Here is a 25,819-nt window from a genome sequence, read left to right as displayed (position 1 = left end):
CTCATAATATTAGGATATCAAAAGATAAAATTGTTACTTCTGAAGTTTTTGAACGGCCTTCTTTAAATCATCAATCTCCTTTTGCTGCTCTTTTATTGCATTGATTAAAACAGGTACTAATTCAGCATACTTCATTCCCAGGTTCTCTTTAGCCTCATCACCAACTACTACTTCCGGTACTATTTTTCTAACATCCTGTGCTATTAAACCAAGTTGTTTATCTGTTTGAGGCGTTTTCTTCCAATTATAGCTTACAGGTTGTAGTGCTAAAATTTCTTTCAACCCATAATTCAGGTTTTTAATATTGGTTTTTAACCTTTTGTCAGAAGTATTTATAGTGCCATTTGCTGCATAAATGTTACTCCAACGTGCTGAAGAAGTACCTAAATTACTACCAGCATCAGTGGCAGGGGCAATATCACCGGCAACGGTTAATTTAGAACCAGGCGTAATAGTACCTATACCAACATTGCCATTATTAGTAACCGACATGCGCAAGTTACTTGATGTATAAAAGTCAATGCCATATTGATCAGTTCCTGTAGTACGTTTTGAAGCAATAACTTCACCGCTGCCCGATCCTCCAAAATACAATCCGGGCGTTTTAGTTCCAGTATTGCTATTGGTGCCATCAAGAAATATTGAACTGGCTGCGTTGATATTTCCGTTAACATCTAACTTTTGGGAAGGGGTAGTACCGATACCTACATTGCCACTGCCATCAATGCGCATTCTTTCATTAGACCCCGTACCTCCGGTAAAAAAAAGAAGGTTTTTACCCGATGTGCCATTACCTATTGCAAAATCATTGCCTGTGCCATATAAATAAGCCGTACTTGCGCCCCCTATTACACCTGTACTGGTGTTTCCACTCGAGTTAATGCCTAAATCTACATAATTGACGGATTCGGTTGCTGTATTATTACTTGCTACAATATCAGAACTTGCGTTTCCACCAGCACTGGTATTTTGAATGTTTAATTGCAGATAATTGTTAAGCCTTCCTTTTCCGCTTATAACATTATAGGAAGAAGCTGTACCGGCATCAACCAAAAGCTGCTCGGGGTTTGAACTGTTAAAACTAGAACTACCAATACCTACGTTGCCTACGCTATTAAACCTGGCTATTTCTGCATTATTTGTTTTAACCACAAAATCTGTGGCATCTGTTGTTCCGATAAAATTTGTACCAGCAGTAGTTCCTGAATTACCTGCTAAAGACCAAGCTTGTGAGGTAACTGCATTGCTCGGATTAACCCACGTTGGTGCTGTGCCACTGCCAGAAGATTGTAAAAAATATCCACTGGTACCAGCATCATTATTTGGCATTAATGCCCCGCTAAATTTTAAGTTGCCCGTTACGTCCAATATTTCGGTTGGGGCATTATTGCCTATACCTACCTTGCTTTGTACTATAAGTCCGTTAGCCGGGGCAGCATTTGCCCTGTAACCGTTGCCGATAGACATATTCCCGTTTGTCCAAACCATAGAACCCGGAGCTGCCGGATTGTTATCATTTCCAAATATTACGCCTGAATTAGGATCACCGCCAACGCCAAGTGTCAGATATCTCCTCACACTGTTGTCACCGCTTACGGCATCAAAAACAGCAGCACTGCCGTTAACAACGCCAAAACGGACAAATGTTCCCGTAGAATTTCCTGAGTAGTCCGGATCACCCAGCCAGAGTTGCTTATTGCCGGGACCATTGTAGCCTAATGACATTAGGAAACCGGTACCTGAGTTTACTGCTCCGATAGAATTTCCTGCAAACCTGAAACCTTTTGTACCGCCCGTACCAGAACTTTGGAACAAGGTGAGATCTGATGTCGGCGCGTTTGTACCGATACCTACCCGGCCGCTTGCATCAAGCCGGATACGTTCTGTATAGGTAGAAGGGCTTATGCCTCCGGTAAAAAAAATCAGGTTTTTATTCGGGGTTCCATTGCCTATGGCCATATCATTTCCGGTGCCATACAAATAAGCCGTACTGGGTCCGCCAATAGCACCTGTTGTATTGTTTGCGCTGCTGTTGATGCCCATATCTATAAAATTTGCTGTTTCTGTTGCTGCATCATTGCTTGCCACTATATCTGTACTTGCACTGGCTGTAGGCGAATTGTTTTGAATGTTCAGCTGCAGATAATTATCCAGGTATCCGCGCCCGGCAATCAGGTTAAAGGCACCTGCCGGCGTTTGGTTGTTGGTTGTAGAACCGGCATCTACCAGAAATTTCTCCCGTGCAGCACCGGAACTAAATATCGGGTTTAAACCCACTGCTACGCTTCCCGAGGTATCAATTTGAAAACGATGCAAACTGTTGGTTAAAAAATGCAGCCCATTATTATCTTTCGTTCCTAAAAAATTAGTTGGATAACTGGTTCCTGTATTTCCGGTGGTTGACCAGGCAGTATTTGCGGATTGCGCCCCGGTAGATAATGCTGTCCAGGCAGTGCCGTTCCAGTAATAATAACCGGGTACAACATTGTTAGGCGAGGTGCCAGCCGTGGCCGTATTATAAACCAACAGCGATATTGCAGGAGAAGTGATCGGCCCGGCAGCATTGGTAGCCGTAAGTGCCACACGCGGCATAAGCAAACCTTTATTGGTATAACTTACATCCAAACCAGCCGAAGCATCGGGGGTAAAACTGCTGCTGGAACTTATGCCCACGTTTTGCGAAAAAGCAGTATCGGCAAGCAAAACACAAACCAGTGCCGCAAGTATTTTATAGTATTGATTTATTTTCATAACAACAACGGATTATGCTTTTCTACGGGGTTAAAGCCTGATTTGTTATTGTTAAGATTTGCCGGCCGACATGGCAATGCTGTTTTTATCGGCCTAAATTTAGGGTGATAAAAACAGCATCGGCGTTATTGCTTTTGCTGAGATTGCAAAGCCCATTTTTCGATGATGTTTACCAAACCATCCAACCGCACGGGTTTACCAATATAATCGTCCATACCGGCTTTCAGGCATTCTTCCCGGTCGCCTTGCAAAGTATTGGCCGTCATGGCAATGATAACTGGCTGCTCGGTTAAACACAGCCGGATCATCCGGGTAGCTTCCAGGCCGTCCATTTCCGGCATCTGCACATCCATCAAAATCAAATCGTAGGTTTTGTTGCTTACAATTTCCAGCACATCTTTCCCGTTTTCGGCAACTTGCGGCTCATAACCTAATTTATTTAAAACCTTGGTCACCAGCTTCTGGTTCATCTTGTCATCTTCGGCAATTAAAATATTTAAAGGGTAAGATTTGGCAAAATCAACCGAAAGTTTTTGCTTAGAAGTTTGATCTGCCCCGGCGTTTCCGTTGTGGCCCAACAAACTTAAAATATGGCCAGATATAATATGGTGCTTTAAAGGCTTGTCAACAACGGCACTGAATAATCCTGCCTGTTCTTTATAAGTATCATTACCAGGCTTGTTCATCAGGATCACGGGCAAATCCGGCTGCATCTGTTTCAATGCTTTGGCAAGTTCGATACCGTTCATTTCGGGCATCATCATATCAACTATAGCCAAATCAAACCGGCCTGCATTGGCCTGTGCTTCCAACGCCTGCCTGCCAGAACCAAACACAAATGGCGTAAACTTCCATTTCTCTAAAAAAAACTGAAAAGAGCTGGCCAAGGTTGCGTTATTATCTGCCACCAGTATTTTTTTACCGATGTGTTTGGCCATTTCTGTTTGCGTGTTTGCACGCGAATTTTGCTTGCCATAACTGGTTATCATCGTAAATTTAAAAATATTGCCTTTGCCTTTTTCGCTCGTTACACTAAGCGAACCGTTAAATAAACGCACCAGTTTTTTGCAGATGTTTAAGGTTTTGCCTATTGCCGTTGTATTATTTTCTGTTTCGGATTGCAAATCGGCAGCTAACGGGATCAGTATTTCCGGGGCCAGGCCGGCACTGGTGTCCCGCACTTCAAAGCCTAATTTTACACGATGGTCATCAGGTTTGCTTACTAAACCAACCACAATATAAATCTCGCCTTTGGCTTTAAAACTCAGTGCGTTTTCTACTAAATTCATCAGTATCTGGCGCAGGCGCATGGCATCGCCAATCAACTGCACTGGTACATCCGGCTCAATATAATACAGTAATTCGATGTGCTGCTGCGCGGCTTTTACAGAAAACACATCAAATACTTCTTCAATATTGTTCCGTAAATCAAAATCCTTGCTTTCTAATTCGCGGCCGGATTCCATTTTAGAATACTCCAAAAGGTCATCCATCAAAATCCCGTTGATAATGGCCAGTAAGTTTTCTCCCGAAGAAAAAATAGTGCTGCTGTATTCCTGTTGTTCGGTGTTCAAAGTGGTTTCGTTCAGCAAAGATGCCATGCCCATAATGGTGTTCATGGGTGTGCGGATATCGTGGCTGATTTTTGTGATCAGGGTGCTTTTGTTGCGGTTGGCCAGTGCTGCATCTTCCTGTGCTTTTTGTGCCGTTAATTTGGAGTAGGACAGCAGTTCCGTCCGTTCCAGGAGCTGCCGTTCCAAATCTGCCACTTCATGCAAAACCATGTTTATTTTGATGGTATAAAAAATATATCCGCCAATTAATGCAAGCATTAAAACCAGCAGATAAAACCACCAGGTTAGCCAAAACTGAATCATCAGCAGGTTTTCTGCGGATGCCAAAAGGTAAAGTGTATTCATTTCTTTACTAATTATTGTTAATGATCGATACTGTTTTTAGCATGGTTATTTTCCCATTCATAATTAATCCCCAGTACAAAATACCGCTCTTTGCTTTCCGGCCTGAAGAGATACAGCGGAAACGCCCAGCTTTTATATGCAGGTTTTAGCAAAATTCCGGTATCAAATGCGCCGTTTACGTGGTATAATTTTGTTTGCTGAAGGGATGCCCCCGCAGCAAATCTTCCGGAAACCCGATAAGTAAGATCAGACCAGCTGTAAACAAAATTATTAGTGCGCTGCTGTGCCGAAAACGTGTATTGGGATTGCGTATTAAAGCTAAGCCTGTGGTAATCTGCCTCTAAATTTAAGCCAACAGAACCGCCGTTCATCTCACCTAAAACAATACCCAAAAGCGGACTGGCTGTGTAAGATATTACGCCTGTTTTATCAAAAGTTTTGCCGCCGTACAAGGCCATGGTATTTAATGCTTCGTAATTAAAGCGACCTTCGGCATACCATTTTTTGGCAGATTGATAATAAACAACCGGCACAAAAGCAAAAGTTTGGTAGTTGCCCATGTAATAATACTGCTCTACGCCAGCACGGGATTGCGCCGGCAGATTATGCCACAGCCCGCATAGGATCGTTGTTGCCAACAGCAGTCTTTTTTTCATGTTCGATGATAATTGATTCTGCTGTACCTAATTTATCAAGCAGTAAAATATCCTTTAAATGCGGGTTCCAATGGAAAATAAGTTCATCAATCGGGTGCCAAAGCAGTACCCAGGCAAAAATATCCAGGCTGTTGGTCAAGCCGGAAGGCAGGCTTTGGTGTTCATTTAGTAAAGGCAAAAACCCCTGGCATAAAACCGTGACCGCAACGCCAACGGCCAGCAAAATCCAGTTACGCTGTTTAAAGCGGCTAAAATCTTTCAAACGTTCTGCTTTTTTGTCCGAAAAATGCCGGTGGATAGCATACATCAGCGGTTCTGCATATTGTTTATCTGCTTCGGCGGTACATTTAAACTTGTAAAAAACCACGTCGTACCGCTTGGCTACGGCTACCGTTTCTAAAATATATTGCTCAAACTGATGGCTAAGTTGCCGCTTATAAATCGGTGCCGGGTCGTGTTTGTTAAAATAACCATCGATCACCTGCTGATCGAGGGTCATAAAAATATTTACACTTTTTGAATGAAATTTACTCATCGTATTTACAACTATCTGCCCCAGCAGATGCTTTGCCAAACGCACCGTTTACGGTTTACGCAACAGATAAGTTGTTGGTAATTCCAAACACGCCGGTACTTTAAATTTTAACCGGGTTTGTGCGGCTATGGCAATCATGCGCTTGTTTTCAGCAGGTACGATAATGGTATTTCTATCAGTAAAAAGTTAAATACCATGAAAAAATACTTACTCGTTTTGATGCTTTTTGCAGCTTGTAAAACAGAGAAAAATTACATTTTTAACCCCGGAGATATAGTTAAAGTGCAGAAAAACAGCTTTTTAATATTGGATTACAATAAAGGCCGCAAAGGGTTTTACTATAAAGCGCAGGATTTAAAGCATGGCCATTATGTTGAGTATTTTTCTCAGGGGCGGCTTTACCGTGGGGATGTGATTGCCCGGAATGCCACTTTTGATCCGGTATCAAAACAGGTGCTTCTTTTATCGCCTAAAAAAAGTAAATAGTTTTTAAAAAATGTAAAAGGCAGCATGTATTACAACGTGTTTGGAAATACTTTGACAAGTTTTACATGCTTCTTTTATGCCAGTAAATTTTGTTCTTAAACTTGTTGCAATATAAAAATCCATAAAAACCACCAAATTTTAGGTGATAAAAGAAGCATGTAAAATTTAAACAGTTTGTTAATTTTTGATGAATTTTATTTTTCGGTTTCGGCTGCTGTTTGCTAAATCCAGCAACTCGGCTACGTAAACACCAGGCGGCAAACCAGAAATATTATGTTTAAAGGCAAACTGGTTTTGGTAAACGGCAGAAAATACTTTTTGGCCTTTGCTGCTGTAAATGGTCAGTTTGATATTCGGCATACTGTTTTTATCAACCAAAATATTGATTTCTGCCGAAGCCGGATTGGGAAAAAGTACAACAGAAACAACGGCCGAATCTGTTTTGGGCCGGTTAATCAGGTTTTGATTATTATTGTTGACTGCAATCGTTTGCTGCTTAAAGTATAGCACAAACCGATCGCTTCCGAAAGTGGCCGCAGTATTTTTTCGGATAAAAAAAGCATAAATCAACTGCCGGCCCAGGTCAACAGAATCCCCTGTAAAATTATCTTTCAGGTAAACGGTCTGGGTTTTAAAATTGGCTGAACAATCCGCTAACTTTAAACTATAATTGCCGTCCGCTGCCGCATCCACAAAAAGCGGAACAGTTGCCACATTTGCTGCTGCCGGCAAAGCATTTACCGCCAGTTTCGTTTTTTCTTTTTTGCTGATGGAAGATAAAGATGCCGCTGCATTTTGTCCGGCCAGATCTTCAACATCTTCTCCCGCAATAAAATCCTCGCTATGGCCTTGCTTAAAAGTGATCAGAATATCATCCTGGTCTGATGTGTCTTTTTGCAGGCTCAGCCTTAAAAAATCAATGTTTGAAACCATTTTTCCACCTAAAACCGACGGGTTAGAAGTTTCCGAAGCTTTGGCCGCTTCGGTAAAACTGAGCGTTGGGTTTGCCGCATTTGCTTTCACAAAAAAACCCTGCCCTGAAGCAATATAACGCGTGGCCAAACCGGTAGAGACGCCGCCTTTGGTATAAGTGCCGTAATTCTTTGTAACCGGGTTGAGGATATAAATTGTTGGATTGATATTGGTTAAAGCGATTGCCGAACCGCTTCCGCCAGACAGTTCCCAATCAATTGCCGAAGGGTAAGGGTTGCCAGCCTGGTTAAAACCGTCGTTTGCTTCTGCTTTATTGGTAAACGATAAAAAACCGTTTACGGCACCAAAAGGGGCAGTTACCATAATGTTCCCCTGGTTTAATAAGCCTTTATAGGTAATGGTAACATCTTCCGGAACGGAAAAAGGTGGAGATGTTTTGTTGCTGGTGTTGTTAAAACGGTCTCCCCGAAAAAACAGAAGAAAACCGTTTCCTGAGGTTAAAAAATCCTGTGTGGCAACCGAATGATTTTTACTGATGCCGCTGATAGGCACAAAATCCTGCAAAGCGTTTGTGGCCGCGGTTTCGTTGTATTTCCAGATTGTTGGCCCGTTTGCAGGCGATGTATCAAAACCGTTTGCTGCTCCTCCTGCCCCGGTTATCAGTATTTGATCTTGCAACCGGCTAAAATAATATCGGCGCAAACCCGGGTTAGCATTTGGCACTTGATAAACCGGCGAGGAAAGCAGACGGTAACTGCGCCGGGAAATATCGCTGCCCTTAATAAACCGCTGTACAAAAACAGAATCTGCAATGGAAGAAAGCCCTAAATTATTAACGCGTGCCGTTCCTGCTTCGTTAGAAATCAAAGTTAAATTACTGGCCGAATTGAGAATATTGGTAGCAGTACCGCCGTTCAAATCAACCAAATTATTTACTTCTAAAGGATTGCCTAAAGTAATAGTTCCGTTTCGGGTTTGCGTATAACTTTTGAGTGAACGGCTTGGCGCATCCGTTTGGTTGAAGTAAATGGTAGCACTGTTGCTGCTCACATCGTTCCCGATAATCAGATTTGATGCTGTAGAACCGGTTAAATTTCCATTCGCATTCATAGAAATAGAACCGGTTAGTTTCAAAGTTCCACTGCCAATATTAAAGGTTCCGTTGGTTAACGTTAAAGTATTTTTTACCTGCAATAATCCACCATCCAGCAAGTTTACAGCACCGGAAGTTTTATTTATCACCAAATTATGTATGATGTTTTCGCCTGTCAGTTGCGAAAAACGGAGATTGGCAACCGCAGTTCCGGTTAAGGTCAAATCTGTTAAAACGTATGCATTTGTTCCATTTTGCTGTGCCAGATAACCATCGCCTGTTATATTTCCACTAACAGTAAACGTTTGATTTCCACCAACTGATGATTTTCCGGCAGGCATGTATAATTTAGCCTGGTTTTGAATTGATAAATTTTGGTTGATCGCAATGGTACTATCAATAGTGGCACCATTTGCCCTGCTCAGCGTAAAGTTTCTAAAACCCGAACCACCGGAATTGAATAAAACCGCATTTCCCGTACCGCTGATTTGTATATCGCTGCTGTTTCCGCCGGTGATTTTCCCGCTTCCGGAGAGATTGTTCTTGATATCCAGCAAATTATAGTTGGCAACACGCAAATCATTTCCGTAGTTTATAGCGATATTCCCCAATACGTTGATCGTGTTATAAGCTGATATTGTGCCAGTTATGGAGAAAATCCCATACGAACTGTTGCTTTTATCAACAACAAGATTACCGTAAAACATCACTGCGTTCGCACTGGCCAGCGTAATGTTTTCAGGCCCGGATAATACAAAGGTATAATTGCTTCTTTTATTGGTTAAATTTAATGAACCGGAACCAACTGTAATGCTTCTGTTGACCGTAACGGAAATATCTGCCCCAAATTCTAACGCAAAATTCCCGATAAAAATCTGTGCTAAGTTCCATGTCCCGCTGCCAGACCAGGTGCTGTTTCCGGTTAAAGTTAATCCTGATCCTTGTACACTATTTAACCAAAAGTTAATTATTCCGTTATTAATAATGTTTCCCTTGATATAAAAGCGGATATTTCCGGCTAAAGCCCCGGTTTGCAGAATGCCTCCCGATGAAATTGTTAAACTTAAAATACCGGATGAAGTGTTAGCAGCATCCATCGTAACTGTTGCATTTGCTGCAATTACCACATCATCTGTTGATTTGGGTATTATACCACTTGTCCACGTTGAAGCATCGTTCCAATTACCGCCGGTTGCGGTTGAAGTAACGGTTGCCGCATCAGCATAAAAAATAGGGCATAAAAGAAGCATCGCACAGAAAAATATTTTTCTGCAAAACGAAAAGTAAGAAGTGTTTTTTAAAGAATCAGGCAGCAATTTTTACTTCGGAACAGGTTTAATTTCCGAAATAAAGATACACTATTATCGTGCTTTTAATAATATATTTTTAATTAATAAGAAAATAATAATTAATAAAGCAATAATGCTTGCTATTTTTGCCAGATAATCGCCGTGTTTGACATAAAAAGTTATTTCGCTGTTAAGATTAATATCCTGTTTGATGGCCGCCGGAACCCACCATTTGGTGTGTTGTACCACATCGCCGCGCTGATTGATAAAAGCAGAAATGCCGGTATTGCCCGATTGACAAACCCAACGCCGTGTTTCTATCGCCCTTAACTTGGCATAATCCAAATGCTGGTCTTTGCCGGAAGTATTTTCCCACCAGCCATCATTGGTGATAACAGCAATAAACTGTGCCCCTTTTAGCACGTATTTTCCTACATATTCGCCATAAATGGATTCATAACAAATAACCGGCGCGGCACCAATCCCGCTTTGCGAATAAAAAACTGTTGGTTCGTCCTGCTTGCCGTAACTGCCCGTGCTGCCGCCCAAATGCGCAAAAACAGGTTTCAAAAACGATAAAGCCGAACCAAAAGGCATTTGTTCTACGCCCGGAACTAATTTTGATTTATGGTAAAATTGAACTTTAGCCGAGTTTTCAATATTTACGGCTGCATCAAAGCGGTCTATAAACACATTATAACCAGGTATTTGCTCGGATGAAGGCGTGGGGTCATGACTGTAATATTTATAAGATTCTATCCCGGTCAACACGTTTGCATTTTTATATGGATAAAGGAAGCGTTGCACCTGCAAATAATAATTGCTGCTTCTGATCTGGTCTTCATCAACGCCTTTTTCATCAAAAATTGCAGTTTCCGGCCAGATGAAAAATTCGGTATTCGGCTGCGCAACTTTTTTAGAAAGTGTGATTAAAGTATTGATTTGATCTGAAGTTGATATCGTTCCTACTTTTTTATAAGGATCAATATTGGGTTGCACGACAACGATGTTGGACGGATCTTCCTGCTCTTGATACAGATAATATCGAAACAAAGAAAAACTTAAAGGCAGCAAAATTGCCAGAACCGTAGCAGCCACCAAACGCTGCCGATGCTTCTTTTGCCCTTGTTTTTTCAGGTTGAGATAGATCAGGAAAATCAAAATGTTGACCAGCCATATCCAGATCGTTCCGCCATAAACGCCCGTGTATTCGTACCATTGGATCCAGCTATGACTTATGGCAAAACCGTTTCCCAAAGTCATCCAGGGGAAAGCCAAATCCCAGCTTTGGTGCAAATATTCGTATCCGATCCAGAAGCAAACTAAACCAGCTAAACTCCAGCCTAAAGGAGCAACTTTCCGCAAACGATAATACAGCCAGCAAGCGGAAGACATTAACAAGGGGCCGAGCGAATACGGAATCAGGGTAATCGGAACAGCCACCAACGCACCAATAGTTTTGATGGAATTATAAACCCAGTAAACAGAAAGTGTGTTCCAAATGAAAAAGCCTAAAAAGCTCAACCAGAAAATCAAAAAGCCTTTTCGGTTGGAGTTGGATTGCATAATTTCCTCCAGTAAAAGAAGCATCGGCACCAAGCCAATAAATAATAAAAACGTGGTGTAAGGTGTTGGCGGCCAGGCAATCCACATTAATAAACCGGAAAGTATGGCGAGGAGGAGTTTGTTTTTCATTTTTTAGAGCGAGGAACGAGGTGCGAAGACTTTGCAAATTACTATGAACTATAAACCTTTAACTATTTTCCATCAACCACAATCACAAATTCGCCTTTTACCGGATGCGTTTCGTAGTAAGTTTTTACTTCGGTTAGCGTACCGCGAACGGTTTCTTCAAACAATTTAGTCAGTTCCCGCGAAACGGAAGCCAGTCTTTCCGCACCAAAATGTGTAATCATTTCATCCAGAGTTTTCAATAAACGGTGCGGCGATTCATAAAAAATCATTGTCCGCTCTTCTTCCTTCAAATTTAAATAGCGCGTTTGCCGACCTTTTTTTACCGGTAAAAAACCTTCAAAAATAAAACGGTCGTTTGGCAAACCGGAGTTGACCAAAGCCGGAACAAAAGCCGTTGCGCCAGGCAAACATTCAACCGGAAAACCATTTTTTAAAGCTTCGCGGACTAAGTAAAAACCAGGATCAGAAATGGCAGGTGTTCCGGCATCAGAAATTAAAGCAACCTGTTTTCCTTCGGCCAAAAACTTCATAATTTCCTGGGTAGATTGATGCTCGTTGTGCTGATGGTGCGAAAAAACTTTTCCGGTAATGCCAAAATGTTTTAACATTGGCGCTGATGTGCGTGTGTCTTCTGCCAGGATCAAATCAACTTCTTTTAAGATGCGGATGGCACGGAAAGTCATGTCTTCGAGATTGCCAATTGGCGTGGGTACGAGGTAAAGTTTGCCGTTCATTCAGTTTTGAGTGGTGAGTTGTAAGTTATCAGTTTAAAGTTTGATGCTGTTTTTATCGACTAAAAACTGGCGACCTGCAACGCAAAACTCACAGCCGAAAACCTATCTTTGCCAAAAATTAAAATAATGCTGCAAGTTAGTTATATCCGCGAAAACAGGGAAAAGGTTTTGGAACGTTTGGCCGTGCGAAATTTTAAACAGCCGGAATTGGTTGATGAGATTTTAGGTTTAGATGAGCAACGCCGATCAGTTCAACTTGCTTTAGATACTAATTTATCAGTATTGAACTCTATTTCAAAACAAATTGGTAATCTAATAAAAGAAGGTAGGGTGCAAGAAGCTGAAGAAGCTAAAATAGGATTAGGAAGCTTTAAAGGAAATACTAGCACATACAGTTTACAATTGGCTGCGCTGGAAAACGAACAGCAACAAAAGCTTTTTTTACTGCCTAATTTACCGCATCAATCCGTACCAAAAGGAAGCACTGCCGAAGAAAATGAAGTGGTTTTGGAACACGGCGAAAAACCAAATCTGCCAGAAAATGCTTTGCCGCATTGGGAACTCGCCGCCAAATATAATTTGATTGATTTTGAACTTGGGGTGAAAATTACCGGTGCAGGTTTCCCGGTTTATAAAGGAAAAGGGGCGAAACTGCAACGTGCGCTGATTGCTTTCTTTTTGGACGAAGCCGAAAAAGCCGGTTACGATGAGCGCATGTTGCCTTTGCTGGTAAACGAAGCTTCCGGTTTTGGGACCGGACAATTGCCTGATAAAGAAGGGCAAATGTATTTTGTGGGAGAAGATAAATTATTCTTAATTCCGACTGCAGAAGTGCCGATGACCAATTTGTACCGCGATGTGATTTTAAAAGAAGAAGAATTACCGGTTAAAAACTGTGGTTATACGCCTTGTTTCCGTCGGGAAGCTGGTTCTTATGGCGCACATGTCCGCGGCTTAAACCGTTTGCACCAGTTTGATAAAGTGGAAATTGTGCAGGTTGCTCACCCCGAAAAATCTTATGAAATTTTAGAACAGATGAGTTTGCACGTGCAATCTTTACTTCAAAAGTTAGAATTGCCTTACCGCGTTTTGCGTTTGTGCGGCGGCGATATGGGTTTTACCGCAGCTTTAACTTACGATATGGAAACCTGGAGCGCGGCGCAGCAACGCTGGCTGGAAGTTTCTTCGGTTTCTAACTTTGAAACTTTTCAAAGCAACCGTTTAAAATTGCGTTTCCGCAACAGCGAAGGTAAAAACCAGTTGGCGCATACTTTAAATGGAAGTGCACTGGCTTTGCCGCGTATTGTAGCTACGCTTTTAGAAAATAACCAGACGGAAAACGGTATTAAAATCCCGGAAGTTTTAGTGCCTTATACGAGGTTTGCGTTTATTGATTGATGCTGAATTTATAGGGTTAAAAGAAGCATGATTAGGTATATTACATTAACTCCAATTGGTTGTTTACAAGCTCACTTTTTCCCTATTATTTAAATTTATGCGACTTAATTACTACCTGATATAAAATTATCAACTATGTTTAAATAAGAATTAACATCATTTTTACTATCATTAACACTTAGATTATTATTGATAAACGTTTTTCTCCCTCCACTAGCTAAACCTGAAAGATGAACCATAGGTAAAATGGGAGTGTTATTATATTCAAGATTTGTAGAAATCTTATCTGTCAATTTAATTTTTTGTTCGCAAAGAAAGCCTAATGGTTTATTCCCTAATACAATAATTAAATCTGGCTTTATTATTTCAATTTCTTTATCAAGGATTTGTTTAAGATGTTTTTGCTCATTCTTAATAAAAATTTTATGGTCATAACTTCTTTTATTTTCAATCATAAAATAAATTTTAAAAATATCTGTTAAATAAATCCCATAGTTTTTATTTAGCATTGATTTAATAAATTCCCAATAAGATTTGTCCTTTCCGTCTTTACCTTCTCTCATTGATTTTCGATGTAAAGCATAAGGAGTACCTATAATTGCCTCAGTATTTATGCCAGCTCCTTCACTATTAAAGGCATTCTTATTTCTTAGTGGGTCTATTCCCAAAATCATTATTCTTTTTGTATTGGAAGAATTTATATTAAACCATGTTGGATAATCTACTCCAACCAAACTTTTGATATCTGGAAGAAAAAAGTCTGTAGCTATAACTTTGTTGGAAAATTTAAAGTCAACAGTATCTGTTTCAAATTTTTCTTTCCAATCTTTGTAGAAGTTTTCAATTACGGTTTCTTGTAATCCTGGTGTTATCTCTTTATTAATTAATGCAACTATCGCTTCTTTAATTTCTGAATTATTGCAAAAAGTGATTTCCATAAATTATTTTTTAATTAACTTTTAAACATAAAACAAGTGAGCATAAAAGTAAAAAAGGTGGTTGAAAAACCTAATAAAAACCAAAGACAAAAACTAAGTCAGGAAGAAAAGCATTTAATAAGTGCTTATAAACAAGGATATCTATTAAAAGCCGGAAAACTTAAAATGGTAGATGCAAAAGCGTTTCTGACTGAGCTGAATTTAGCTATTTAAAATTTATAAGGACCAGTAAATTCAAATGCTTCTTTTACTACCCAAAATATAAATTGAAAGGAGCTTTCTTCCTTTACTTCAAAATCTCAAAAACCGCCTGGATATGATAATTCAATTTAATCTTTTTAAAATCAATATCAGATTCTACAGCATCAGAAGAAGCAGTTTTCATCATCATACTTCGGAAAACCGGTTGCTGCATCGGTTCATTGTTGATTTCCTGAATATCGATTGCATTGCCTAATTTTTCGCCAATCCCGCTTAATAAAAAAGCCGCTTTAGTTTGTGCTGCTTTTAATGCCTTTAATTTCAGTTCGCTTTTTAAAGCTTCTATTCCAGAATAATCATAGCCGTCAATTCCGGTAGATTGGATGCCTTTATCATCTACCGCATCCAAAATTTTATTGATTTTGCTGAGGTCGTGCAGCTTTAAGCGATATTGTTTGGAAGCCAGGAAATCGGCGTTTTTCTTTTTCTCCGGAACGTAATTGTAAGAAGATAAATTGTTGATCGTAAAATCCGCTTTGGCAATCCCGGCCGCAGATACGGCTTTTTCCAGCTGGTTTTCCAACGTAGAAATACTTATTTTGCTTTTACCGTTCAGGTATTCTTTCAGCGAAATGCTGAAGTAAATAATATCCGGCGTTACCTCGGTTTCGGCGTTTCCAGTAACGGTTATTTTCCGGCGGAGATCAACACTTTGCGCAAAAGTTGTGGCAGCAAAAAAGGAAATCAGTACAAAAGTCAAAAGCTTTTTCATGTTTTTGGGTTTGATTTGATAGACGAGCGTTTTATGGATTTGTCGCGTTGATACTTCTGTTTGGCAGCACAAAAAACGCTAAAGTATTCTTTCTCAACAAGAAAAATATACAGCTTAGTTACAGATACTGTTTTTACCGGCATAAAAACAGTATCAAAACCGTTGTTAAAAAACAAGGCCGGAATAGTTTCCGGCCTTGTTTTTATCCTGATTGATCTTGTTCAGGTTCGTGTTATTCTTCCACAACTTCACTGTTTGGCTGCGGTTCTTCCTTAATATCTTCTTTAAAATACTTCTTTTGGTTGAGTAAAATCAGGATCACACCAACAGAAATCGCCGCATCTGCAATATTAAAAACCGGCCGGAAAAAGATATATTCTTCTCCGCCCCAAACCGGCACCCAATTGGGAAAAACGCCAGACAAAAGCGGAAAATAAAACATATCCACCACGCGGCCTTGCAGCAGCGGCGCATAATGGTAAAGCTGACCGTAAAAAGTTGAATCAATAATATTGCCCAGCGCGCCGGCAAAAATCAGCGCAATTGTAATGATCAATCCGCGATGATATTTATGCTGAATCAAATAAACCAAACCATAAGCAATACCCGAAACAGCAATAATACGGAACAATGTTAAAGCATATTTGCCCGCTTCCCCGCCCAGTTCCCAGCCAAAAGCCATGCCGTTGTTTTCGGTGTAATGCAGAAAACCACGATTGCCCAACAGCTTTATTTCCTGGCCGAGGTACATATGCGTACGTACCCAGGTTTTCAGGATCTGGTCTGCCAGCACAACAAAAGCTGCGATCAAAAAAGGCTTGGTATAGGTTGATTTCATCCAGTTAATATTGCTTCATTTTGGCTTCCATACTTAACGTAGTATGCGGCACAGCGCGTAAACGCTCTTTCGGGATCAGTTTTCCGGTTTCCCTGCAAACGCCATAAGTACGGTTTTCAATTCGCCCCAAAGCTGCTTCCAACTGCTCGATAAATTTTTTCTGACGTGCGGCCAGTTGGTTAATCTGCTCTTTTTCCAGCGTGGCAGAACCATCTTCCAGCGTTTTATACGTGCCCGAAGTATCATCTGTCCCGTTAGAGTTCGGACTGCTCAATGAGGAAGTCAGCGCATGTAATTCCTGTTTGGCAACACGGAGTTTTTCTAAAATCAGCTCTTTAAATTCTATCAGTTCAGCATCAGAATATCTGTTTTTTTCTTTTTGTTCGTTCATTCTGCTTTTTTTATTTCAATCAATAATTCGTCTTCGTTTATCATCACTTTTTCACCTTTATCCAGCTGCATGTCCAAAACCAAATTATCGGCCAAAATTTCGGCGCAAATATAGGATAAATTATTTCTTACGGCCTCTGCCACAATTGGTTTGTTTTCGATGCGTACATTGATCCGGTCGGTCACTTCAAAGCCATTGTTTTTGCGCAGGTTTTGAATACGGTTGATCAGTTCGCGCGAAATCCCTTCCTGTTTAAGTCCCTCATTTATAGCTACATCCAAAGCAACAGTCAGCTTTCCTAAACTTGCCACCTGCCATCCGGGAACATCTTCGGCAGAAATTTCTACTTCCGAAGAAAGGATTAAATAAGAAGTATTTGGTATCAAAATTTGCCCGTTTTGTTCCAGTTCGCTTATTTCTTCCGGGTTAAATCGGGCAATTGCTTCCGCAACCAGCTTCATATCTTTCCCCACTTTTTTGCCTAAAGCTTTAAAGTTCGGCTTGATTTTTTTACTGATAAAAGAAGCATCGTCCGTTAAAAACTCAATGTTTTTGATGTTCGTTTCCGATAAGATCAAATCTTTCACCTGCTCCACCTGCTGCTGAAAATGCGGATTTAAAATCGGCAGTAAAATTTTGCTTAAAGGCTGGCGGACATTGATCCCAACTTTTTTCCGAAGTGAAAGCGTCAACGATGAAATATCTTGTGCCAGCTGCATCCGTTCTTCCAAATCTTCATCAACCAAATCTTGATGATAAGCCGGAAAATCTGCCAAATGCACGGATTCCACATTTTCTTTTTGGGTGATTGAGTTTAAATCGCCAAACAAACGCTCGGCAAAAAACGGTGCAATCGGCGACATTAATTTCGAAATTGTAACTAAACAAGTGTATAAAGTTTGGTAAGCCGAAAGTTTATCTTCGCTATAATCGCCTTTCCAAAAACGGCGGCGGCTCAACCGAACGTACCAATTACTAAGATGCGCATCTACAAAATCCTGAATGGCGCGTGCTGCTTTTGTCGGCTCAAAATCAGCATAAAAACTATCAACTTCTGCGCTTAACGTATTTAATAATGATAAAATCCAGCGGTCAATTTCCGGGTGTTTTTGTAACTCAATCTCTGCTTCTTCATATTTAAAACCATCGATATTGGCATACAAAGCAAAGAAAGAATAAGTGTTATAAAGAGTACCAAAAAACTTGCGTCGCACTTCATCCAAGCCTTCTAAATTGAATTTCAAATTGTCCCAAGGCGATGCATTGCTAATCATGTACCAGCGCGTGGCATCGGCACCATATTTTTCGATGGTTTTGAACGGATCAACGCCATTGCCTAAACGCTTGCTCATTTTGTTGCCGTTTTTATCCAGCACCAAACCGTTGGAAATCACGTTTTTATACGCCACATTGTCCATTAACATCACCGCGATGGCGTGTAAAGTAAAAAACCAGCCGCGCGTTTGGTCAACACCTTCAGCAATAAAATCTGCGGGAAAAGAGTTTGCAAAAGCTTCCTTATTTTCAAACGGAAAATGGTGCTGTGCGTAAGGCATTGCACCAGAATCAAACCAAACATCGATTAAATCCGGTTCGCGGAACATTTTTTTACCGCTTGGAGAAACCAAAATTACGTCATCCACAAAAGGGCGGTGCAGATCGTTCAGCACAAAGTTTTGTGGCATAAAAGAAGCATCGATGGATTTCCGGATTTCCTGATTTAGATCAGCAATCGAGCCGATGCAAATTTCTTCCAAACCATCTTCACTTCTCCAAATCGGCAGCGGCGTTCCCCAATATCTCGAACGCGATAAATTCCAGTCCACTAAATTTTCTAACCAGTTTCCAAACCTTCCGGTGCCGGTTGATTCCGGTTTCCAGTTGATAGTTTTATTTAATTCCACCATCCGCTCTTTTACGGCCGTTGTTTTGATAAACCAGCTATCCAGCGGATAATATAAAATCGGTTTATCGGTGCGCCAGCAATGCGGGTAACTGTGTTCGTATTTTTTTACGTCGAACGCTTTGTTGTCTTCTTTTAATTTGATGGCGATTAGAACGTCCGTCGGTTTAAAATCAGGGTCCTGGCGTTCGGCATCGCTGTAATATTCTTCTTTTACAAATTTGCCTGCAAAATCAGTTACTTCATCAACAAATCGGCCTTGTTTATTCACCAACGGAACTTCTTTTCCGTTTTCATCTTTTACTAAAACTGAAGGAACGCCGTTTGCTTTTGCCACGCGAAAATCGTCGGCACCAAAAATAGAAGCCGTGTGTACAATTCCGGTCCCTTCGTCTGTTGTCACAAAATCAGCGGGAATAACAAGGAAAGCGTTCTTTTCGAGGTCTTCGTTATCAACATAAGACATCAGTTGATGATAACGCAAACCAATCAGTTCTACGCCTTTAAATTCGGCAGCAATTTCCCATGGAATAATTTTATCGCCCGAATTATAGTCGGTAAAAGAAGCATTTTCGCCTTCTTTTTTAAAATATTGGTTGATTAAAACCTTCGCCAAAACCACACTGACCGGCGCGTAAGTATATGGATTAAAGGTTTTTATCTTTACGTAATCAATGTTTTCGCCCACAGCCAGCGCACAATTGGAAGGCAAAGTCCAAGGCGTGGTTGTCCAAGCTAAAATCGTCGTATCTTCGGTTTCTTCTTCAAACAAAACCGGAATTAAAGGATGAATTTGATTATTGATCAAATGAAATTCGGCAGTAATTGATGTATCTTTTACATTGCGGTAACAGCCCGGCTGGTTCAGTTCATGCGAACTCAAGCCCGTGCCTGCCGCAGGAGAATAAGGCTGCACGGTATAACCTTTATAAAGTAAACCTTTGTTGTAAAACTCCTTTAAAATCCACCAAAGGGTTTCGATATATTCGTTTTTGTAAGTGATATAAGGGTCTTCGAGATCAACCCAATAACCCATTTTCTCGGTCAGGTCGTTCCAAACATCGGTGTACTTCAGCACTTCCTTGCGGCATTCGGCGTTGTAATCTTCAATGGAAATCTTTTTGCCGATGTCGTCTTTGGTGATGCCTAACGCTTTTTCAACGGCCAGCTCAATCGGCAAACCATGCGTGTCCCAGCCGCCTTTGCGTTTTACCTGAAAGCCTTTTAAGGTCTTATATCTGCAAAAAATATCTTTGATGGAACGCGCCATCACGTGGTGGATGCCGGGCATTCCGTTGGCCGAAGGCGGGCCTTCATAAAAAGTGTAAGGTTTGCTGGCCGGGCGGCTGCTGATACTTTTTTCGAAGATGTTGTTCTGCTTCCAAAATTCCAGGACTTCGTTTCCAAGCTCCGGCAGGTTAAGCTGCTTATATTCCTTGTACATCAATGCGTTTACCTCAGATTTTTGAGGTGCAAAAATACGGTTTTTACTGAGATTTTTAATTGGATTATGTAAAACAAATTGGTTGGAATTAGCTGGGCAATACTGTTTTTATCGCCATAAAAATTGGATGGACGATAGTAATTTTATGGCGATAAAAGAAGCATCGTTTTTCTGCGGTCAACCGGATTGTTTTAGTTTAGCAGGATGTTACATAAAACCCGCGGCATTGTATTTAAAACGACCGATTACAGCGAAAGCAGCGTGGTGGTGCAAATTTTTACGGAGAAATTCGGGCTGCAGGCATACCTGATTAATGGTGTGAAAAAACCGCGCGCCAAAATCAGCCGTAACATGCTGCAGCCGCTGCATTTGCTGGAAATGGTGGTTTATCACAAACCGAACGGCAATATCCAGCGCGTGGCCGAACTGCGGAACGTGCCGGTTTTGACCGAAATCCCTTATGGCGTGGTCAAAAGTTCGCTGATTATTTTTTTGAACGAAGTGATCTATAAAGCCATCCGCCAGCAGGAAACCGACGAAACACTGTTCAACTTTATTTTTCATTCTGTGGAATGGCTGGATCATCAGGAACTGGGTTTGGCCAATTTTCATTTGCTGTTCATGGTGCAGCTGAGCCGTTATCTGGGTTTTCATCCGGAGAAAAACTCAGGCGAAACCGCTTCTTTTTTTGATTTAAAAGATGGTTTGTTCGTAGCCAAACGGCCGGAGCACAATCTGTTTCTGGCACCGCCATACACGCAATATTTTAACTTACTGATCGGCAGGAACTTTGAAGATTTGCCTGAAATCAAGATCCCAAATGATATCCGCAAATTTATTTTAGACCGCTTGCTGGAATATTATGCGCTGCATATTGATGGGTTTGGCCAAATCCGTTCGCATGAAGTGCTGGAAGAAGTGTTGGGTTGAGGATAAACAAAAATGCGTTCAGGAACAAGCTTCACCAAAAATAAACCTGATAAAAACAGCATTGGACCTCTTCTAAAAAAACTAAAAAAATATTTTGCATAACTAATTTTCACTTCTATATTTGCAGTCCCAAAAGGGGAGATTAGCTCAGCTGGTTCAGAGCATCTGCCTTACAAGCAGAGGGTCACTGGTTCGAACCCAGTATCTCCCACATTTTATACAAAGGGGTTACATTTAATTGTAACCCCTTTTTTGTTTTGCATCTACTCCAACAAATCTGTTAGGTGTGATTTTAACAGGCACCTCAAAATTATCAGAATCCGTGGACTTACCAACAAAGTAAAATTGGACTTTTAAACAAAGTTTAAGTTTTAGTTTATACTGATTTTTGCTGTACAAAATATAAAGAAAATGACAAATATTAAAGAACCAGTATTGGTAACTGGTGGAACTGGTTTTGTTGGGATGCAAATCATTTTACAACTATTGCAAAAAGACTACCAAGTAAAAACCACAATCCGCAGCTTAAAAAGTAAAGACAAATTAATCGAAACACTTAAAGCAAATGGAATTTCAGCATTTGACAACCTTTCATTTGCTTTAACAGAATTAACCCAAGATGATAACTGGGAAGAAGCAATGAAAGGCTGCAAATATGTATTGAGTGTAGCCTCTCCTGTTTTTTTTGATACCCCAAAAGACGAAAAACAAGCTACACGACCAGCAGTTGAAGGTATCCTTCGTGTATTAAAATTTGCAAAGAATGCAGGTGTAAAACGTGTGGTAATGACTTCAAATTTTGGGGCGGTTGGGTTTAGCCATACTGATAAAAACATAGAAACAACTGAATCAGACTGGACAAACCCCAACGAAAAAGGATTGTCGGTTTATGAAAAATCAAAAACTTTGGCAGAAAAAGCAGCTTGGGAATTTATAAGAAATGAAGGCGGCATTTTAGAATTTGCCACCATTAATCCTGTTGCTATTTTGGGCCCATCCTTAAATGCACATATTTCCGGCAGTTTTGGCATCCTAAAACATTTGCTGGACGGCTCGATGAAAGCTGTTCCAAATATTCCTTTAAATATTGTGGATGTAAGAGATGTGGCCGATTTGCATATCCTTGCCATGACAATTCCTGAAGCCAACGGCAATCGTTTCATTGCTACCGCAGACGGTCAGATTTCAATGCCTGAAATTGCTGCCCTTCTGAAAGAAAAACTGCCAAACATAGCAACAAAAGTTTCAACCCGGAAAGTGCCCGATTTTGTTTTAAATTTAGCATCACTTTTTAACAAAAAAGCAAAAGAAGGTAAATTACTTTTGAACGTAAACCGTAACGTAAGCAATGCAAAAGCAAAGGATACTTTGGGCTGGAAACCTGTTGCTACAAAAGAACAGGCAATACTTGCGGCTATGGAAAGTATGATTAAATATAAAATCATATAATGGGAGATTTAGCAAAAGATATAAAATCGAAAATTTTAAAAGAGCAATTCATACCCGACACTATATTTATGTATATTGTTAAAGGGGCAATTGATTTTTTTGACGGAAACAAAAACTATACTTTCAATGCAGGCGACTGTGGTATCGCCCGAAAAAACCGTTTGCTAAAATATTTTATAAAAGATAGTCAGGATGGATTTGAACCTATAATATTTTGCTTTGAAGAAAAGTTTCTGCATAAGTTTCAGATAAAACATAAAATTCCTGCAACAAATGTTAAAGAAGAAGATGCCATTATCAAAACCCGGAAAACAGATTTAATTGAAAATTTCATACAATCCACAAAGCCATATTACAAAGGCATTATGAAGTTAGATGAAGCCTTTGAAGATTTAAAATACGAAGAATTATTGATTATTCTACTGAAAACTGAACCAACATTTACTGGTGTTTTCTTTAATTACGATATACCCGGCAAAGTGCATTTAGAAGAATTTATGAACCGTAATTACAAATTCAATGTGAGCAACGAACGCTTTGCTTACCTGACCGGGCGGAGTATTTCATCATTTAAAAGGGATTTCAAGACAGTGTTTGATGATACGCCAAGTAATTGGTTATTAAAAAAAAGATTACAAGAAGCTTATTTTCTGATTGATAAACACGAAAAAAACCCGAAAGATGTATATTTAGATCTGGGGTTTGAAAACTTATCGCATTTTTCATTTGCATTTAAGAAACAATATCATCAAAACCCCACAGACTTGATCCGAAAGAAAAAAACCAGCAGCTAACATGGGTTTTACAATATCAGGGTTAAGTTTAAACATGGTTGATTCTATTAAATTTGGCCGTTGAACCGAATATTGTACTTTGATATCCATTCATTTGTACAACTCCGGGGCGTTTGGGCTCAGTTTAAATTCCATTATAAGGTTTCCAATGCTTCTTTTATCACCTAAAATTTGGTGGTTTTGATAGATTTTACAATCAGCAAAAAGTTTAAAACAAAATTTACCCGCATAAAAGAAGCATTGTATATATTTCAACAGCTTCTAAAGAGATGAAAAAATATCCCTAAAAACAGTAAAGTCGAAGAAGTTTCTTCGACTTTACTGTTTTACAAAAAATCAAACTTACCCTTCCGTTGGCGGCGTTCCTCTAAAAGCGTCCAGTTTTTCGATCCGTTCTAATTGTACAGGTTTGTTGGTGCGGGCAGATTCATAAATTGCCTCCATGATTTTCTGGTCCTGCAAACCTTCTTCGCCGGGCGTGTAAGGCGTTTTGTTCTCGATCACACATTCCGAAAAATGATCCATTTCCAGGGCAAACTGGTCTTTTTCCTGTATTTTTGGGTTCATTTTATTTTCTACTTTACCTTCGGCGTGGCTGGCTTCGGGCATTAAACCTTTATAATCAAACGCCGGGTCCATGCCAAACCAGCCACCATTATCTGCATAACAACGATAATGTTTAGAGTTATGTGCACCGTAACTGCAAGTGTTGTTGGCAATGGCACCGCTTGGGAAAAACATCTGGAACATCACCGATTCTTCCACTTCCTTAAAACGCGGGTCGTTTGGCGTAGTATAAATGCTGGCGTTCACCATATATGGCTCTTCCCCAAGCAGATAGCGGTTGGTATTGATGTTGTATAAACCAATATCCGGCAAAGAACCGCCGCCGGCCAAAGCTTTGTTTAAGCGCCATTGTTTCGGGTCGCCAATGTTTTGGATGTTGTTGGATGAAATCACTTTAACCTGGCCGTACTTTTTTTCGCGGGTAAAATTCTTGATCTCTTTATTGTTCGGTTCGTATTGGATCCGGTAAGCGATCATCAGTTTTTTACCGGCTTTTTTACACGCATCAATCATCCGTTCGGCAGATTTGGACGAAGTGGTCATCGGTTTTTCGCACAAAACATGTTTACCGGCCTTTGCTGCGCGGATCACAAATTCCTCGTGCATCGAATTGGGCAGCACAATGTAAACGGCATCAATCTCGGGGTTGTTTTTGATGTTGTCAAAGTTCTGGTAATTGTAAATATTTTTCTGCGGAACATCATATTGCATGGCCACTTTTCGGGCTTTCTCCGGATCGCCGCTTACCAAAGCCACCACTTTAGCGTTTTTTGCAGAACCAAATCCGGGCAAAATCGCTTCCAAAGTCAATTCGCCGATCCCTACAATGGCATAGCCTACGCGCTTGTCTTTCGGCAAAATCGTGGCGTAATTGGTCCTTTCGCCTTCGCTGGCCGCGTGCTGGTTCGGGCCAACCACTTTTATTGCTGCCGACATTGGGCCGGGGTTTCCTGCTGCGCCGTCCACATCTTCTGCCGCTGCGGAAGCGATCGGGGCAATCCCGCCAACTACGGTGGCCGCCAGCAAACCTTTGCCTGCACTTTCTATAAACTGCCGGCGGTCGTACGCTTTTTGGTTTGGTATTGATTGTTCTGTTTCTTCAAAATCCATGTTGATTTTTGTTTTTTTGGTTATTAATCTGGTTCGGTTTAAAAAACTCTTCTGCCGGCGTTTGGTTTCTGCCCAGATCATTTTTATGCCGATAAAAACAGCACCGGTTTTTTGGGCCGATTAGCTGAAATTTTTAAACTGATTTCCCGGAATATCCTAACTTCGTGCAAATGCTGCCGTTTAACCTTGATTTTTTACATGTAACTTTTTTTGATGTGCTCGATGTGGTGCTCGTGGCCATCATCCTGTTTCAGATTTATAACCTGATCCGTGGCACCATTGCAGCAAATATTTTTATCGGTTTGGCCATTATTTGCGCTTTATATTTTGTGGTGAGGGCTTTAAATATGCGCCTGCTCACCGGTATTTTGGGCAATTTTATGAACGTGGGCATTTTAGCCCTGATTGTGGTTTTTCAGCAGGAGATCCGGCGGTTTTTGCTGCTGGTGGGCCGCAACGCATCGCTGCAAAGAAACAAAGCCTGGTGGAAATACTTTTTCGGCCATCCGGAAGAAGAAAAAAATAACCTGACACGCATAAAACCCATTGTAGATGCTTGTAAAACCATGCAGCAAAACCGCATTGGGGCATTAATCGTTTTTGCAAAGTATTATGACGAAGAGTTTTTTCACAACAGCTGCGAATATGTGGATGCCAAAATCACCAAGCGTTTGCTCGAAAGCATTTTTCAGAAAAACAGTCCGCTGCACGATGGGGCCGTGGTCATCGCCCAAAATAAAATCAAATCGGCCAGCTGCATTTTGCCTTTAACTGATAAAACTGATTTGCCGCTGCAGTTTGGTTTGCGCCATCGGGCAGGCATTGGCATCTCCGAAGCCAGCGATGCAACGGCACTGATCGTATCCGAAGAAACCGGCGAAATTGCTTATGCCAAACAAGGGAAAGTGCGCATGAACCTCAGTTTCGCGGAGCTGGAAAAACTGCTGAACAAAGATTTTAACTGATAAAAACAGCATCAGCCTCAATCTTAAA

At 40.7% G+C, this 25,819-nt stretch carries 20 protein-coding genes and 1 tRNA gene; 8 read left to right on the top strand and 13 right to left on the bottom strand.

Annotated features, from left to right (window positions below):
* Nucleotides 1-33: 33 nt before the first annotated feature.
* The 4 genes from ACOFKR_RS13940 to ACOFKR_RS13925 all read right to left on the bottom strand — a co-directional run bounded on the left by ACOFKR_RS13940 (nt 34) and on the right by ACOFKR_RS13925 (nt 5,861).
* Nucleotides 34-2,751: a tail fiber domain-containing protein gene (locus tag ACOFKR_RS13940; RefSeq protein ID WP_419801414.1), complete on the bottom strand. Its 2,718-nt coding sequence runs from the start codon at nt 2,749-2,751 to the stop codon at nt 34-36.
* Nucleotides 2,752-2,876: 125 nt separating this feature from the next.
* Nucleotides 2,877-4,670, bottom strand: a complete 1,794-nt coding sequence (locus ACOFKR_RS13935; protein WP_419801413.1) for a response regulator — start codon at nt 4,668-4,670, stop codon at nt 2,877-2,879.
* 17 nt (nt 4,671-4,687) lie between these two features.
* The gene (locus ACOFKR_RS13930) at nt 4,688-5,326 is read right to left on the bottom strand and encodes a hypothetical protein (protein WP_419801412.1); all 639 of its coding nucleotides are present in this window, start codon (nt 5,324-5,326) and stop codon (nt 4,688-4,690) included.
* Nucleotides 5,274-5,861: a hypothetical protein gene (locus ACOFKR_RS13925; RefSeq protein ID WP_419801411.1), complete on the bottom strand. Its 588-nt coding sequence runs from the start codon at nt 5,859-5,861 to the stop codon at nt 5,274-5,276. The genes ACOFKR_RS13930 and ACOFKR_RS13925 overlap by 53 nt, the downstream gene beginning before the upstream one ends.
* A 195-nt stretch (nt 5,862-6,056) precedes the next feature.
* Between ACOFKR_RS13925 and ACOFKR_RS13920 the strand changes: the two genes are divergently transcribed.
* Nucleotides 6,057-6,347: a hypothetical protein gene (locus tag ACOFKR_RS13920; protein ID WP_419801410.1), complete on the top strand. Its 291-nt coding sequence runs from the start codon at nt 6,057-6,059 to the stop codon at nt 6,345-6,347.
* Between the two features lie 177 nt (nt 6,348-6,524).
* On the opposite strand, the gene ACOFKR_RS13915 is transcribed toward ACOFKR_RS13920, so the two are convergent.
* From ACOFKR_RS13915 to rsmI, 3 genes are all read right to left on the bottom strand, one after another.
* A complete protein-coding gene (locus ACOFKR_RS13915) occupies nt 6,525-9,623 on the bottom strand; it encodes a T9SS type A sorting domain-containing protein (RefSeq protein WP_419801409.1) in 3,099 nt (1,032 codons plus the stop codon).
* Nucleotides 9,624-9,734: 111 nt separating this feature from the next.
* Nucleotides 9,735-11,357, bottom strand: a complete 1,623-nt coding sequence (gene lnt / locus ACOFKR_RS13910; protein WP_419801408.1) for an apolipoprotein N-acyltransferase — start codon at nt 11,355-11,357, stop codon at nt 9,735-9,737.
* Between the two features lie 62 nt (nt 11,358-11,419).
* Nucleotides 11,420-12,091 carry a 16S rRNA (cytidine(1402)-2'-O)-methyltransferase gene (gene rsmI / locus ACOFKR_RS13905; RefSeq protein WP_419801407.1) on the bottom strand — a complete coding sequence of 224 codons (672 nt, stop codon included), beginning with the start codon at nt 12,089-12,091 and terminating at the stop codon, nt 11,420-11,422.
* Between the two features lie 126 nt (nt 12,092-12,217).
* On the opposite strand from rsmI, the gene serS reads away from it, so the two are divergent.
* A complete protein-coding gene (gene serS, locus ACOFKR_RS13900) occupies nt 12,218-13,489 on the top strand; it encodes a serine--tRNA ligase (RefSeq protein ID WP_419801406.1) in 1,272 nt (423 codons plus the stop codon).
* A gap of 104 nt (nt 13,490-13,593) precedes the next feature.
* Here serS and ACOFKR_RS13895 read toward each other — a convergent pair whose 3' ends face one another.
* Nucleotides 13,594-14,427, bottom strand: coding sequence for a uracil-DNA glycosylase family protein (locus ACOFKR_RS13895; RefSeq protein ID WP_419801405.1), 834 nt, complete (start codon nt 14,425-14,427; stop codon nt 13,594-13,596).
* A gap of 36 nt (nt 14,428-14,463) precedes the next feature.
* On the opposite strand from ACOFKR_RS13895, the gene ACOFKR_RS13890 reads away from it, so the two are divergent.
* A complete protein-coding gene (locus ACOFKR_RS13890) occupies nt 14,464-14,640 on the top strand; it encodes a hypothetical protein (RefSeq protein ID WP_419801404.1) in 177 nt (58 codons plus the stop codon).
* A gap of 73 nt (nt 14,641-14,713) precedes the next feature.
* Here the strand turns inward: ACOFKR_RS13890 and ACOFKR_RS13885 are convergent, their stop codons facing one another.
* From ACOFKR_RS13885 to ileS, 4 genes are all read right to left on the bottom strand, one after another.
* Entirely contained in the window at nt 14,714-15,400 is a 687-nt protein-coding gene (locus ACOFKR_RS13885; protein ID WP_419801403.1) for an SIMPL domain-containing protein, read from the bottom strand.
* A 232-nt stretch (nt 15,401-15,632) separates the two neighbouring features.
* Nucleotides 15,633-16,238 (bottom strand): lipoprotein signal peptidase, encoded by a 606-nt coding sequence (locus ACOFKR_RS13880; RefSeq protein WP_419801402.1) that lies wholly within the window; start codon nt 16,236-16,238, stop codon nt 15,633-15,635.
* 4 nt (nt 16,239-16,242) lie between these two features.
* On the bottom strand, nt 16,243-16,629 hold the full coding sequence (locus ACOFKR_RS13875; RefSeq protein ID WP_419801401.1) for a TraR/DksA family transcriptional regulator: 387 nt from the start codon (nt 16,627-16,629) through the stop codon (nt 16,243-16,245).
* Nucleotides 16,626-19,976 (bottom strand): isoleucine--tRNA ligase, encoded by a 3,351-nt coding sequence (ileS, locus tag ACOFKR_RS13870; RefSeq protein WP_419801400.1) that lies wholly within the window; start codon nt 19,974-19,976, stop codon nt 16,626-16,628. The genes ACOFKR_RS13875 and ileS overlap by 4 nt, the downstream gene beginning before the upstream one ends.
* 204 nt (nt 19,977-20,180) lie before the next feature.
* Between ileS and recO the strand changes: the two genes are divergently transcribed.
* The 4 genes from recO to ACOFKR_RS13850 all read left to right on the top strand — a co-directional run bounded on the left by recO (nt 20,181) and on the right by ACOFKR_RS13850 (nt 23,149).
* Nucleotides 20,181-20,906, top strand: coding sequence for a DNA repair protein RecO (recO, locus tag ACOFKR_RS13865; protein ID WP_419801399.1), 726 nt, complete (start codon nt 20,181-20,183; stop codon nt 20,904-20,906).
* Between the two features lie 136 nt (nt 20,907-21,042).
* Nucleotides 21,043-21,117, top strand: a tRNA-Val gene (locus tag ACOFKR_RS13860).
* A 200-nt stretch (nt 21,118-21,317) separates the two neighbouring features.
* Nucleotides 21,318-22,355, top strand: a complete 1,038-nt coding sequence (locus ACOFKR_RS13855; RefSeq protein ID WP_419801398.1) for an SDR family oxidoreductase — start codon at nt 21,318-21,320, stop codon at nt 22,353-22,355.
* 68 nt (nt 22,356-22,423) lie between these two features.
* Nucleotides 22,424-23,149 (top strand): helix-turn-helix domain-containing protein, encoded by a 726-nt coding sequence (locus tag ACOFKR_RS13850; protein ID WP_419801397.1) that lies wholly within the window; start codon nt 22,424-22,426, stop codon nt 23,147-23,149.
* A gap of 342 nt (nt 23,150-23,491) precedes the next feature.
* On the opposite strand, the gene ACOFKR_RS13845 is transcribed toward ACOFKR_RS13850, so the two are convergent.
* Nucleotides 23,492-24,826: a Gfo/Idh/MocA family protein gene (locus ACOFKR_RS13845; protein WP_419801396.1), complete on the bottom strand. Its 1,335-nt coding sequence runs from the start codon at nt 24,824-24,826 to the stop codon at nt 23,492-23,494.
* A gap of 170 nt (nt 24,827-24,996) precedes the next feature.
* On the opposite strand from ACOFKR_RS13845, the gene cdaA reads away from it, so the two are divergent.
* Nucleotides 24,997-25,791, top strand: a complete 795-nt coding sequence (gene cdaA / locus ACOFKR_RS13840; RefSeq protein WP_419801395.1) for a diadenylate cyclase CdaA — start codon at nt 24,997-24,999, stop codon at nt 25,789-25,791.
* Nucleotides 25,792-25,819 lie beyond the last annotated feature (28 nt).

The sequence above is a fragment of the Mucilaginibacter sp. genome (assembly GCF_965201005.1).
Lineage (GTDB): Bacteria > Bacteroidota > Bacteroidia > Sphingobacteriales > Sphingobacteriaceae > Mucilaginibacter_A.
Note: the sequence above shows the minus strand (reverse complement) of the source record. Positions and strands in the feature narration are given on the sequence as shown.